This is a genomic window from Pseudomonas sp. F8002 (genome assembly GCF_013385495.1).
In the GTDB taxonomy this organism is placed as follows: Bacteria; Pseudomonadota; Gammaproteobacteria; order Pseudomonadales; family Pseudomonadaceae; genus Aquipseudomonas.
Genome location: NZ_JACAPW010000011.1, coordinates 138,670 through 152,118, shown reverse-complemented (window position 1 = coordinate 152,118; position 13,449 = coordinate 138,670). Strand labels below are relative to the sequence as shown.

Below are 13,449 nucleotides of genomic sequence, written 5' to 3'. Positions count from 1 at the left end.
CTGCAGTGGACTGTATGTCCGGGCAGTGATTCTGTTGATAACTCTACGCCTCGGCCTCGGGCAGATGATTGCGAAGATTGCGTCAATAAACAGTGCTTGCGCAATTTTTAACCCTGGATAGATAATTCACCGCAATAGTTACGACAAAGGCCAGCCCCATGAGCAAACTTGACCGATACGACCTGAGTATTTTGGCGGAATTGCAGCGCGACGCGAGGATCTCCAACCAGGAGTTGGCCGAGCGCATCGGCCTGTCGCCTTCGCCGTGCTCACGCCGGGTCAAGCAACTCGAAGACGACGGCTACATCGCCCGCCAGGTCGCCTTGCTCGACCGCAAGATGCTCGGCCTGAGTCTCACGGCCTACGTGCTGATCGGCATGGACCGACACACCCCCGAACGTTTCGAGAACTTCGAAGCGGCCATCCGCACCTTGCCGCAAGTACTGGAATGCAGCCTGGTGACCGGGATGGACGCCGACTATCAGCTGAAAGTGGTGGTGCCAGACATGGATCACTACCAGAAGCTGCTGCTGGGCCACCTGACCCGCATCGAAGGCGTCACCAGCGTGCGTTCAAGCTTTGTGCTGAACCAGGTGCTCAACAGCACCGAGCTGCCGCTGACCCACCTGCGCACTTAAGACCAGCGCGGAACAAATGTGGGAGCGGGCTTGCTCGCGAATGCGGTGTGCCAGGCACCGAATGTTCTGACTGATCCACCGCATTCGCGAGCAAGCCCGCTCCCACATTTTGACTGTGTTCCAGCAGGGTGATAAGTCTGCGGCAGACCGACGCAGGTCAATGATGAGCTGATGATGCTGGCGTATACTTCCCGCCCTGCCCCAGCCGGAAACGACCCGATGAACTCGATTGATCCCGCCGTGTTTGAAGAATGGATGATGACCGGCCTGGTCAGCATCCTGATCATTTTCATGGGCTTTATCGTCTGGGACCTGGCGAAGAAATCCAAGGCCGGGCGCTTTGGCTCGATGATCCTGTTCTTCGTGCTGGGCCTGGGCGTTGCCGCGTTCATCATCAAGAGCGTGGTGATCGGCCTGATCGAGTCCGGCGCCTTATAAGCGCGCCGGCACTTCTTTCCATTGGCCTTGGTCCAGGCCGTCGATCGACCAGTCACCAATCCGCACCCGCACCAGACGCAGCGTCGGCAAGCCTACGGCGGCCGTCATGCGCCGTACCTGGCGGTTACGCCCTTCACGAATCACCAACTCCAGCCAATGGGTCGGCACGCTTTTGCGAAACCGCACCGGCGGGTTGCGTGGCCACAGTTGTGGCTCGTCCAGTTGCCGGGCTTCGGCGGGCAGGGTCATGCCGTCGTTGAGCGCCACACCGTCGCGCAGGCGTTGCAGCTGTTCCTCGGTCGGCTCGCCTTCCACCTGCACCCAATAGGTTTTCGCCAGCTTGTGCTTGGGGTCCGCGATGCGCGCCTGCAATTGGCCGTCGTTGGTCAGCAGCAACAGGCCTTCACTGTCACGGTCCAGGCGCCCGGCCGGGTAAATGCCAGGGATGTCGATGAAATCCTTGAGGGTCGCGCGCCCGCCTTCATCGCTGAACTGGGTCAGCACATCGAAGGGTTTATTGAACAGGATCAACTTGGGATCGGCCGGTGGCGCCTTGGCGACACGACGCGGGGCTGACGAGGTTTGCGGACTTTTCACACCGGGGCGGCGGGAAACAGGACGGGCAGGACGGGACATGGCAAAGGAACATCTAACGGTCAGGACCGACAATGCTAGTGGCCTGACCGTTAAATAACCATCCCAACCGTTTAGCGGAACGGCGGCTCGTCGAAGCTGCGCAGTTTGCGCGAGTGCAGCGAGTTGAGTTCGGTGCGCAACAGATCCACCGCCTCGATGCCGATCTTCAAGTGCTGGCTGACCGCACGCTCGTAGAACGCGTTGGCCGATCCCGGCAGCTTGATCTCGCTGTGCAGCGGTTTATCCGACACACACAGCAACGTGCCGTACGGCACCCGCAGGCGGTAGCCCTGGGCGGCGATGGTGCCGCTTTCCATGTCCACGGCCACGGCGCGGGACAGGTTGATCAGCGGCCGCTCCTGGGCCCAGCGCAGCTCCCAGTTGCGGTCGTCGTAGGTCAGCACGGTGCCGGTGCGCAGGCGTTTTTTCAGCTCTTCGCCTTTCTCGCCGGTGACGTTGGCCGCGGCTTGCTGCAAGGCCATCTGCACTTCGGCCAGGGCCGGGATCGGAATGTTCGGCGGCACTACCCGGTCGAGAATCCCGTCGCGACGCATGTAGGCGTGAGCCAGCACGTAGTCACCGATGGTCTGGGATTGGCGCAGCCCGCCGCAGTGACCAATCATCAGCCAGCAATGCGGACGCAATACGGCGAGGTGGTCGGTGATGTTCTTGGCATTGGACGGGCCGACGCCGATGTTCACCAGGGTCACACCATGGCCGTCGCTGGCTTGCAAGTGGTAGGCCGGCATCTGATAACGGTGCCAGACCACGCCGGCAGCAATGGCAGACGCTTCGCCGTGGTCCATGCTCTTGTCGATGATCACATTGCCCGGCAGCACCATGCGGATAAAGCGCGGGTCGCTGCGCAACTGTTCCAGGCCATGCACGATGAACTGGTCAACGTAGCGGTGGTAGTTGGTCAGCAAAATCCACGGCTGCACATGGCGCCAGTCGCTGCCGGTGTAGTGCACCAGCCGGCGCAGGGAGAAGTCGACGCGGGCGGCATCGAACAACGCCAATGGCAGCGGGTCGGTGTTTTCCCAGTCGTACAGGCCGTCGGCGATGCCATCGGTGGCGGCAGACAGGTCGGTACTCGGAAACACCCGCGCCAGCGTGGCGGCAGTTACACCGGAGCCGGCCAGTTCGTCACCCTGCTCCACCACGTACGGGTAGGGAATGTTCTGCTGGCTGACGCCCACTTCCACCGTCACGGTGAAGTCGTGCATCAACGGCACCAGTTGCTCCAGCAGGTATTTGCGGAAGGCCGACGGATGGGTGACGGTAACGCTGTAGGTCCCCGGCAACTGGACCTTGGCATACGCCCGGGTGGTCTGTGGGACTTCGCCCTGCACCAGGTAGGTCAGGCGAAGTTCCGGGTAGCGAAACATCGCACGTTGTTCAGCGTCGGGTTCGACGCGGTCTTTGAGGTAGCGCTTGAGGGCTTGATTGAGCGCGCCGGTAGCACGCTCATGGAGAGCCGCCAGCCGATCCACGGCTTCTTCGGCGGTTTGAACGACAACAAAAGCTTCGGTCACGGTAAGCATCCTGTGTTCTGACTTGCAGGCCTTCATCTTGCCTGTATCCCTGGCGCACTGGAACACCGGAATTGGAATGCGATCAATAATGTGGGAGCGGGGTTGCTCGCGAAAGCGCTAGGTCAGTCAGCACATGTATTGGCTGATCCACCGCCTTCGCGAGCAAGCCCGCTCCCACATTTTTGCCCGCATTCATTCAGAGGATTTGAGGTGTCGACCGGGCGACGATGGCCTCCACATCCACACCGCGCGGCAAGGTGCCATAGACCCGGCCCGACGACTCACCCAGTCGGCTGGCGATAAAGCCATCACTCACACTGGCATTGCCCGCCTCCAGCAGCAGCTTGGCCTGCAACGCCACCGCAATGTCCTCGGTCAATTGCCGGGCACGGTACTGAATGTCCTGAGTGTCCATGAAGGCCGACTTCAACTGCTCGATATGCCGCGCCAGGTGCTTGTGGCCATGACCATCCCCCAGCTCGACAAACAGCGCCTCCAATACGCCCGGTTCTTTGGACAGGGCCCGCAGCACATCCAGGCACTGCACATTGCCGGAACCTTCCCACGTCGAGTTGACCGGCGCCTCACGGTACAAGCGCGGCAGGATACTGTCCTCGACATACCCCGCACCGCCCATGCACTCGGCGGCTTCGTTGATCATCGCGGGAGCGCGCTTGCAGATCCAGTACTTGCCCACCGCCGTCACCAGCCGGGCGAATTTGGCTTCCTGTTCGTTATCCAGATGGTCCAGCGCGCGCCCCATGCGCATGCTCAAGGCCAGGGACGCCTCGCTTTCCAGGGCCAGGTCGGCCAGTACGTTCTGCATCAACGGTTGCTCGCTGAGCACCCGGCCACCTACCAGGCGGTGAGCGCAATGATGGCTGGCCTGGGTCAGCGCCTGGCGCATCAGGGCGCTGGAGCCGACCATGCAATCGAAGCGGGTCATCGCCACCATCTCGATGATGGTCGGTACGCCGCGCCCTTCTTCACCGATCATCCAGGCCAGCGCGCCACGAAACTCCACTTCGCTGGAAGCGTTGGAGCAGTTGCCGAGCTTGTTTTTCAGGCGCTGGATGTAGAACTCGTTGCGGGTGTCATCCGGGCGGTGCCGGGGCAGCAGGAAACAGGTCAGGCCCTTGTCGGTCTGGGCCAGGGTGAGGAAGCCATCGCACATCGGCGCCGAACAGAACCACTTGTGCCCCACCAACTCATACGCCTGGCCCGGGCCGCCAGCGCCCACCGGGTAAGCGCGGGTGGTGTTGGCGCGCACGTCGGTGCCACCCTGTTTCTCGGTCATGGCCATGCCGATGGTGGCGCCGGCCTTGTGGGCGATGCCGACGTTGCGCGGGTCGTATTCGGTGGCGAGGATTTTCGGCAGCCAGGTTTCAGCCAGGTCTGGCTGCAGGCGCAGGGCCGGGACGCAGGCGAACGTCATGGTCAGCGGGCAGCCGGTGCCGGCTTCGGCCTGGCTGTGCAGGTAGGTCATCGCCGCACGGGCCACATGGGCGCCGGATTGCGGATGGGCCCACGGCAACGACGGCAGGCCGTGTTCGACGGCGGTGCGCATCAGTTCGTGGTAGGCCGGATGAAACTCCACCAGGTCGATGCGATGGCCAAACCGGTCATGGCTGTTGAACACCGGTTTGTTCTGGTTGGCCAGGAACCCGGCTTCCATCAGCGGCCCGCCCGCCAGCGCACCATAGGTGTCGATGCGCTGCTCGGCCCAGCCGGCGCTGAAGCGCCGGGACCAGTCTTGCAGCGGCAAGTCGATACGGTACAGATTGGTGCCGTCCAGGGACGGTGGCTGGTTGGTGACGTCGTGGGTTTCGGCGAACTGGTGCAGGTGCATGACGGGCCTCCTGAAAAAAGGCCACGTTCATTGAGGCCTGAATTTCAGTTAAGCACCGTCACCCGGGTTAAAAAAGTGGCATAAACGCCTAATTGGCGGCGCTTTCACCCTCAACCATATGCAACAACCGCAGTTGCAGCACCCGTTGCAGGGCCTCGAAACGTACCGGTTTGGCCACTCGGTCGGTGATACCCACGCCGTGGCAGCGCTCGCGTTCCGGGGCTTGTAACGAGGTGCTCAAGGCGATCACCGGCAGCTCACCACAGCCGGGCAACGCACGGATCTGGCAGCACAGCGAAAAGCCGCCCTCGGGCACATCCAGCAACACTGCGTCGAAGGTTTGACTCTGCAGCAACGCCAGGGCGGCCGGCCCATTGTCGACGGTTTTCACCCGATAACCGAGCTTGAGCAACATGCCGCGCACCACCAGTTGCGCCACGCTGTTGTCGTCTACCAGCAGCACCGTGCACTCCTGCGGCGTGCGTTGCGCCTGCGGTACTCGCCGCACGGCAGCGGGTTCGGGCTGGACGGGGCTGACCGCAAGCTCCAGCTGGAAGCGACTGCCGCGCCGCGGCTCGGAATTGTGGGTGAGGCGCCCACCGAGCAACTCGATCAATTGCCGGCAGATCGCCAGGCCAATGCCCATGCCGCCGTATTGGCGAGTGGTCGAGCCATCGAGCTGGAAGAAGCGCTGATACAGGGTCGCCTCATCGAGGTAGGCGAAGCCGATGCCGGTGTCAGTGACAATGAAGGTCAGGCGCAGCGTTCCATCCGCCTGGGGTACACCGACCACCCGTACACGCACCGAGCCCTCGTGAGTGAACTTGAAGGCATTGTCCAACAGGCAATCCAGGCATTGCGCCAGCTTGCCAGGATCACCGTTGATGCGGTCCGGCAGGTCTTCTGCCAGATCAATGGAGAACGCCAACCCTTTGTTCTGGGCGCTGGCCGCGAACTGCTGGCGCAAGGTGTCGAGCAGCCCACGCAGGCTGAACACTTGGGGTTGCGGGCTGAGGCGCCCGGCCTGCAATTCGGTGAGGGTAAGGATGCCGTTGACCATGCGCATCATCTCGCGGGCCGCACCGGAGGCGGTTTGATGGTACTGCGCGAGGTCGCCTGGCAGCGGCTCGGTCTGCATCAATTCCAGGGAGCCGATCACACCGTTCATCGGCGTGCGCAGCTCGTGGGTCAAGGTGGCGAGGAATTCATCCTTGAGCTGGTTGCTGTGGGCCAGTTGCGTGTTGAGCACTTCGAGTTTCTGGCTGGCGTCGAACAGGATTTGCGCCTGTTGCTCGCGCATCGAATTGATCCGGTCGGCCAGCGCCAGGGACAGCAAGGCCACTTCCAGTGCCGAGCCGATCTGGCTGGCGTACATCGTGAGGAACACATTGGGCAGGTAGCCCAGCACCATCATCGTATTGACTACACCGCCCAGCAGGAACGCGGTCCAGGCGATGATGAAGTAGCGCGCCATGCGCTGGCCGCAATACCAGGCCTTGATGGCCGCGACGAAGATGGTCACGGTAAAGACCAGCGCAAGGGCGGTGGCCAGGCGCAGCGCCAGCGCATAACTGGTGAACAGTGCCAGCACCATCACCACCCCGCCGCTGACCGCCAGGGCCAGCAACAGCCGGTTGATCCAGCGACTGTAAAGCGCGGTGTGCAGGAAACTGCGGGCAAAGAGGCTGCCGAACAGCGCCGCCGAACCGATCAGGAAGGGCACCGCCGCGTTCGCCCACCACGGGTTATTCGGCCAGAAATACTGCACGGCCACGCCGTTCACCGACAGCTGATACAGGCCGAACGAGGCGATATAGAGGATGTAATAGAGGTAGCTGGTGTCGCGCACGCTCAGGTAGATGAACAGGTTGTAGATCAGCATGCCGAGCAACACGCCGTAGATCACACCCAGCACGTACAGGCGCAATGGCTGTTCTTCGAGGTACGCGGTGGTGGACCAGAGGGTCAGCGGTGCCTGGATCGAGCCCTGGCTTTGCAGGCGCAGGTACAGGGTTTCCTGCTGGCCAGGGACGAAGTCGAGCTTGAACAGGTAGTTGCTCTGGCGGATTTCGCGGCTGGAAAACGGCAGGATGCTGCCGGTGCGCGACACCAGTCGATAGTTGCCGACACTGTCAGGCTCGTACAGCTCCAGTTGGTTCAGCGGCGGGTAAGCCAGTTCCAGCAGCCAGCGGCGCGGGGCATCCGGGCGCTGTGCGCGGTAATGCAAATCGACCTTGAGCCAGAACACCGAGCGCGAATAGCCGGCATTCAATGTGGCTTTGTCGTGGGTCTTGAAACGACTGGCGAGGACCGGCGAGCTGATATCGCCAATGGTCAGGGCGCCACTGGGGTCCTCAAGGACTTGCATCACTTGGCCCAGGGGCAACCGCGTGGTGGTCTCGTTGAACTCGACTGCGCCGGCCAGCATCGGCAGCCCGGTCAACAGTAACATCAGCAAATAGCGCATAGAGCCCCAGCGTGACCTGTCCGGTTATGTCAAAAGCCTCCATTCCTTTTGAGCAGACGTAAACCGGCGATACAGTTATTGGTTTGAATCCACTCTAGCATAGCCATTACAGGCCAAAAGACACCATTGAAATAATTTTTTGAAAGGCTCTAGAGCGGGCATTACAGGGCATTTGACCTGCATTTCACGATGATAGCAAACAGCCATTTCCACCTTCCCCTCCGCTAAAAATTCAACCATCGCCCGACAGCCACCCAAAAAGCGTTTGGTGGTAAGCTCGCGCACCATGAATATCTACAGCTCTCGCCCCGTTGTCCTCTGTCTCTCCGGCCATGATCCCAGTGGTGGCGCCGGCTTGCAGGCAGATATCGAAGCCCTGCTCGCCCAGGGCTGTCATGCGGCCCCGGCCGTCACCGCGCTGACTGTGCAGAACACCGTCAACGTCAGCGATTTCCGCGTGCTGGATCGCGAGTGGGTGCTGGCCCAGGCCAACGCCGTGCTCGGTGACTCCGAAGTGGCCGCGGTGAAACTGGGCATGCTCGGTTCCCTGGAGATGGTCGACACCGTGGTCGAACTGCTCAAGGCGCACCCGCATTTGCCGGTGGTCTGCGACCCGGTGCTGCGTGCCGGCGGCGGCGGCAGCCTGGGCAAGGACGAGGTCGGCTACGCCATGCGCGAGCGGCTGTTGCCGCTGTCGATGATCGCCACCCCCAACCTGCCCGAAGCGCGCATCCTCGCCGAATTGCCCGAGGGCACGGCGGACGAATGCGCAGCGAAACTGCTGCCGTTCATCAAGCACCTGCTGATCACCGGCGGCCATGGCGACGAGCACGAAGTGCACAACCGCCTCTACAGCCGCGACGGCACGCACCAGACCTTTACCTGCCAGCGCCTGCCCGGCAGTTACCACGGTTCGGGCTGCACCCTGGCCAGCGCGCTGGCCGGTCGGTTGGCACAAGGCGAAGGGTTGGTCAGCGCGGTGCAATCGGCCCTCAACTACACTTGGCGCACCCTGCGTGACGCTGAACAACTCGGCCAGGGGCAATTCGTGCCTCGTCGTCTGCCGTTGGATTTCTGCTCGTAACACCAAGAGGCCTGCCCGATGAAACTACGTGGCCTTTATGCCATTACCGACAGCCAACTGTTGGCCGGCAAGTTCCTGGCCTACGTCGAAGCGGCGTTGGACGGTGGCGTGACCCTGCTGCAATACCGCGATAAAAGCAGCGACGAAGCGCGCCGCCTGCGGGAAGCCGAAAAACTGCGAGAGCTGTGCTCGCGCTACAAGACCCAACTGATCATCAACGATGACGCCGAACTGGCCGCACGCCTCGGCGTCGGCGTGCACCTGGGCCAGACCGACGGCCCGCTGACGCCGGCCCGCGCGCTGCTGGGCTCCAAGGCGATCATCGGCTCCACCTGCCACAGCCAGATCGAACTGGCCGAGCAGGCTGCCCGCGAAGGTGCCAGTTATGTCGCCTTCGGCCGCTTCTTCAATTCCAACACCAAGCCCGGCGCGCCGGCAGCCACCGTTGAACTGCTGGCCCAGGCCCGCGCGCGGTTGCACCTGCCGATCTGCGTGATCGGCGGCATCACCCTGGAAAACGCCGAGCCGCTGGTGGCCCACGGTGCCGACTTGCTGGCAGTGGTCCACGGCCTGTTTGGTGCCGACAGCCCCCAGGAAGTCACGCGCCGCGCCCGCGCTTTCAACGATCTTCTAAAATCTTGAATTCAGAGAACACGATCATGTCCCGTTCCGAAACCCTGTTTGCCAATGCCCAGAAACACATCCCCGGCGGTGTGAACTCTCCCGTGCGAGCGTTCAAGAGCGTTGGCGGCACCCCACTGTTCTTCAAGCATGCCGAAGGCGCCTACGTCACCGACGAAGATGACAAGCGCTACGTCGACTACGTGGGTTCGTGGGGCCCGATGATCCTCGGCCACAGCCATCCGGAAGTACTGGACGCGGTGCGCCAGCAGCTGCAACACGGCCTTTCCTATGGCGCACCGACCGCCATGGAAACCGAGATGGCTGACCTGGTGTGCTCCATCGTGCCCTCCATGGAGATGGTGCGGATGGTCAGCTCCGGCACCGAAGCCACCATGAGCGCGATTCGCCTGGCCCGTGGGTTTACCGGCCGCGACAGCATCATCAAGTTCGAAGGCTGCTACCACGGCCACTCCGACAGCCTGCTGGTCAAGGCCGGTTCCGGTGCACTGACCCAGGGCGTACCGAGCTCCGCCGGGGTGCCGGCCGCGTTCGCCAAACACACCCTGACCCTGCCGTTCAACGACATCGCTGCCGTCGAGCAGATGCTCAGCGAAGTCGGCCAGGAAGTGGCGTGCATCATCGTCGAGCCGGTGGCCGGCAACATGAACTGCGTGCCGCCGGCGCCGGGCTTCCTGGAAGGCCTGCGGGAACAGTGCGACAAGCACGGCGTGGTGCTGATTTTTGATGAAGTGATGACCGGCTTCCGCGTTGCCCTCGGCGGCGCCCAGGCTTACTACGGCGTCACGCCGGACCTGAGCACCTTCGGCAAGATCATCGGCGGCGGCATGCCGGTGGGCTGCTTCGGCGGCAAGCGCGAAATCATGCAACACATCGCGCCGCTGGGCCCGGTGTACCAGGCAGGCACCCTGTCGGGTAACCCGCTGGCCATGGCCGCCGGCCTGACCACCCTGCGCCTGATCAGCCGCCCGGGCTTCCACGCCGAGCTGACCGACTACACCACTCGCCTGCTGGACGGCCTGCAACAGCGCGCCGATGCCGCCGGCATTCCGTTCGTGACCACCCAGGCGGGCGGCATGTTCGGCCTGTACTTCAGCGGCGCTGACGACATCGTCACCTTCGACGACGTGATGGGCAGCGATGCCGACCTGTTCAAGCGCTTCTTCCACCTGATGCTGGAAGGTGGCGTGTACCTCGCCCCGAGCGCTTTTGAAGCCGGCTTCACCTCGATCGCCCATGGTGATGCCGAGCTGAAACTGACCCTCGATGCCGCCGAGCGCGCCTTCGCCGCCTTGAAATAAGCGGCGTAAAAATCCGACGTCGCCCCTGGCGGCGTCAGATTTGCTACTTTGCTTACAGGCATTTCCGTCTTTTTTCGAGAATTCACCTGCAATCCGGCAGATAACTTGCCCACGCAGCAGAAAAACGAGTAAAGACTTTGTAAGCAGGTGCCTGCTTATTTCATAATGCGCGCTTATTGGATCCCCCCGTGGGTCCCGCGCCCCGTCAGAGGTAAGTCGATTCCCATGAAACGCACCGGCCGCACCCTGGTTCTGGGCTGCCTGTTGCTCCTTCAGCCGCTGCTGGCGTATGCCCAGGCAGGCGGCAACTCGTTGTTAATCCCAGCGATGGGTCGTTGCACCCTCAATACCCAGCCGGAAAGCCAGGCCGAAGCCCTGAGCGCGTGCCAGAAACAGGCCGATGGCGGGGATGCGCAGGCGCAATACGAGTTGGGCGAGTACTTCTACGACAGTAAAAACCCCGCACGCGACCTCAACAAAGCCTTGAGCTACTTCGAGAAAGCCTCGTTGCAGGGCCACGCGCAGGCGCAATTCCAGCTGGGCACCATGTTTTTCCACGGCGAAGGCGTACCGGCCAATAACGTCCAGGCGTACATCGTGCTGAAAATGGCGGCGGTGAACGGCGCCGAAGATGCACTGGACACGGCCGACGAAGTGGCCGAACACATGCAGCGCGACGAACTGGAAGTGGCTACCCAAGTGCTGGGACAGATTTTCCGCAACTACCTGCAGGAACTGCAGAGCGCAGATGGCAGCTCGCCGTTTTCGCCGCTGCCCTGAGTTTTGTAGCGCCTTTACTACCGCCTTCGCGAGCAAGCCCGCTCCCACATTCGACTGTATTCCAAAGGTGGAACTCGGTCGAATGTGGGAGCGGGCTTGCTCGCGAAGGGGTCGGCGCGGTCTTAAGCCTTACTTCTCAGGCATCGGCATCGGAAACGGCATGACATTGCTCATGCCCCGGGCCTCGCTGATTTTCGGCGTGCCCAGGCGCTCGACTTCGTCGATGCGCACGATCGAATGCATCGGCACAAAACTGCGCACCACGCCTTCGAACTGAGCCTTGAGTTTTTCCTCGCCCGGGTCGACGACCAGCTGCGTGCGCTCGCCAAAGACGAACTCTTCCACTTCCAGGAAGCCCCACAGATCACTTTGATAGATCTGCTTGGCGTACATTTCGAACACCTGGCCCTGGTTAAGAAAAATCACCTTGTAGATTGGAGCTTCACGTTTGGTCATGGTGGGCGGGTAACACATCGGGGGATTTAAAAGAGGGCGCGAACTATAGCATGGCGTCCGATGCACAGTGCTAGGAACCTATCGGCATGCCCCCTATAATGCGCGGTTCTTTACCACCAGTTGACGATCCCCATGGCCAAGAAGCTTTACATCGAAACCCACGGTTGCCAGATGAACGAGTACGACAGCTCGCGCATGGTCGATCTGCTGGGTGAACATCAGGCCCTGGAAGTCACCGCTCGCGCTGAAGACGCCGACGTGATACTGCTCAATACCTGCTCGATCCGCGAGCGGGCCCAGGACCGGGTCTACTCGCAGCTGGGCCGCTGGCGTGAACTGAAACTGGCCAACCCGGACATGGTGATCGCCGTCGGCGGTTGCGTGGCCAGCCAGGAAGGCGCCGCCATTCGTGACCGCGCACCGTACGTCGACGTGGTCTTCGGCCCGCAGACCCTGCACCGCCTGCCGGAAATGATCGACGCCGCGCGCATCACCAAGCTGCCGCAAGTCGACGTCTCGTTCCCGGAAATCGAAAAATTCGACCATTTGCCCGAGCCGCGCATCGACGGCCCAAGCGCTTATGTGTCGGTAATGGAAGGCTGCAGCAAGTACTGCACCTTCTGCGTGGTGCCCTACACCCGCGGCGAAGAAGTCAGCCGCCCGTTCGACGACGTGCTGGCAGAGATCATTCACCTGGCCGAGAACGGCGTGCGTGAAGTGACCCTGCTGGGACAGAACGTCAACGGCTACCGTGGCCAGACCCACGACGGGCGCCTGGCGGACCTCGCGGAGTTGATCCGCGTAGTGGCCGCCGTCGACGGGATCGAGCGGATTCGCTACACCACTTCGCACCCGCTGGAGTTCTCCGACAGCCTGATCCAGGCCCACGCCGAAGTGCCGGAGCTGGTCAAGCACCTGCACTTGCCGGTGCAATCGGGCTCGGACCGCATTCTCTCGGCGATGAAGCGCAACCACACCGCCCTGGAATACAAATCCAAATTGCGCAAATTGCGTGCGGCGGTGCCGGGGATCTGCATCAGCTCGGACTTTATCGTCGGCTTCCCGGGCGAGACCGAGAAAGACTTCCAGCAGACCATGAAGTTGATTGAAGACGTCGGCTTCGACTTCTCCTACTCCTTCGTCTACAGCCAGCGCCCGGGCACCCCCGCGGCAGACCTGCTCGACGAAACCCCGGAAGCGTTGAAGAAGGAGCGTTTGAACGCCCTGCAACACCGCCTCAACCAACAGGGTTTCGAGATCAGCCGACAGATGGTGGGCTCGACCCAGCGCATCCTGGTGACCGACTACTCGAAAAAAGACCCTGGCGAATTGCAGGGCCGGACCGAGAACAACCGGATCGTCAACTTCCGCTGTGATAATCCGACGCTGATCGGGCAGTTCGCCGACGTGCACATCGACGCGGCACAACCGCACTCGCTGCGCGGTTCGCTGATTAACTGAGACTCCGGTTTTCAAGGCAAATGAAGATCAAATGTGGGAGCTGGCTTGCCTGCGATTGCGATATAACAGGCAGCATATATTTCGGCCGTGCCGGCCCCATCGCAGGCAAGCCAGCTCCCACAGTGGATCCCCGTTGTTCTTGAGAGCGGGCCCGGGCTATAT

12 protein-coding genes are annotated in these 13,449 nt (G+C 62.0%); 7 read left to right on the top strand and 5 right to left on the bottom strand.

What is annotated here, in order from left to right; all coding sequences use genetic code 11:
• The first annotated feature begins 158 nt into the window (after window positions 1–158).
• Both HX811_RS10185 and HX811_RS10180 read left to right on the top strand, forming a co-directional pair.
• A complete protein-coding gene (locus tag HX811_RS10185; RefSeq protein WP_003194418.1) occupies window positions 159–638 on the top strand; it encodes an Lrp/AsnC family transcriptional regulator in 480 nt (159 codons plus the stop codon).
• Window positions 639–866: 228 nt separating this feature from the next.
• Entirely contained in the window at window positions 867–1,076 is a 210-nt protein-coding gene (locus HX811_RS10180; RefSeq protein ID WP_026077819.1) for a DUF2788 domain-containing protein, read from the top strand.
• On the opposite strand, the gene HX811_RS10175 is transcribed toward HX811_RS10180, so the two are convergent.
• From HX811_RS10175 to HX811_RS10160, 4 genes are all read right to left on the bottom strand, one after another.
• Window positions 1,071–1,712: a pseudouridine synthase gene (locus HX811_RS10175; protein ID WP_256344407.1), complete on the bottom strand. Its 642-nt coding sequence runs from the start codon at window positions 1,710–1,712 to the stop codon at window positions 1,071–1,073. The genes HX811_RS10180 and HX811_RS10175 overlap by 6 nt on opposite strands.
• Window positions 1,713–1,783: 71 nt before the next feature.
• Complete coding sequence (gene amn, locus HX811_RS10170) at window positions 1,784–3,283, bottom strand: AMP nucleosidase (RefSeq protein ID WP_172834544.1); 1,500 nt, start codon at window positions 3,281–3,283, stop codon at window positions 1,784–1,786.
• Window positions 3,284–3,443: 160 nt separating this feature from the next.
• Window positions 3,444–5,096, bottom strand: a complete 1,653-nt coding sequence (locus HX811_RS10165; RefSeq protein WP_177045758.1) for an acyl-CoA dehydrogenase family protein — start codon at window positions 5,094–5,096, stop codon at window positions 3,444–3,446.
• An 88-nt stretch (window positions 5,097–5,184) separates the two neighbouring features.
• Window positions 5,185–7,563, bottom strand: a complete 2,379-nt coding sequence (locus tag HX811_RS10160; protein WP_008436587.1) for a hybrid sensor histidine kinase/response regulator — start codon at window positions 7,561–7,563, stop codon at window positions 5,185–5,187.
• Window positions 7,564–7,849: 286 nt separating this feature from the next.
• Between HX811_RS10160 and HX811_RS10155 the strand changes: the two genes are divergently transcribed.
• The 4 genes from HX811_RS10155 to HX811_RS10140 all read left to right on the top strand — a co-directional run bounded on the left by HX811_RS10155 (window position 7,850) and on the right by HX811_RS10140 (window position 11,370).
• The gene (locus HX811_RS10155; RefSeq protein WP_177008849.1) at window positions 7,850–8,647 is read left to right on the top strand and encodes a hydroxymethylpyrimidine/phosphomethylpyrimidine kinase; all 798 of its coding nucleotides are present in this window, start codon (window positions 7,850–7,852) and stop codon (window positions 8,645–8,647) included.
• A gap of 18 nt (window positions 8,648–8,665) precedes the next feature.
• Window positions 8,666–9,289, top strand: coding sequence for a thiamine phosphate synthase (gene thiE / locus HX811_RS10150; RefSeq protein ID WP_177045757.1), 624 nt, complete (start codon window positions 8,666–8,668; stop codon window positions 9,287–9,289).
• A gap of 17 nt (window positions 9,290–9,306) precedes the next feature.
• Window positions 9,307–10,590 carry a glutamate-1-semialdehyde 2,1-aminomutase gene (gene hemL, locus HX811_RS10145; RefSeq protein WP_003215470.1) on the top strand — a complete coding sequence of 428 codons (1,284 nt, stop codon included), beginning with the start codon at window positions 9,307–9,309 and terminating at the stop codon, window positions 10,588–10,590.
• 225 nt (window positions 10,591–10,815) lie between these two features.
• The gene (locus HX811_RS10140) at window positions 10,816–11,370 is read left to right on the top strand and encodes a tetratricopeptide repeat protein (RefSeq protein ID WP_008436585.1); all 555 of its coding nucleotides are present in this window, start codon (window positions 10,816–10,818) and stop codon (window positions 11,368–11,370) included.
• Between the two features lie 129 nt (window positions 11,371–11,499).
• Here the strand turns inward: HX811_RS10140 and HX811_RS10135 are convergent, their stop codons facing one another.
• Window positions 11,500–11,826 (bottom strand): DUF1820 family protein, encoded by a 327-nt coding sequence (locus tag HX811_RS10135; protein ID WP_003215457.1) that lies wholly within the window; start codon window positions 11,824–11,826, stop codon window positions 11,500–11,502.
• Between the two features lie 132 nt (window positions 11,827–11,958).
• On the opposite strand from HX811_RS10135, the gene miaB reads away from it, so the two are divergent.
• Complete coding sequence (miaB, locus tag HX811_RS10130; protein WP_003215455.1) at window positions 11,959–13,287, top strand: tRNA (N6-isopentenyl adenosine(37)-C2)-methylthiotransferase MiaB; 1,329 nt, start codon at window positions 11,959–11,961, stop codon at window positions 13,285–13,287.
• Window positions 13,288–13,449 lie beyond the last annotated feature (162 nt).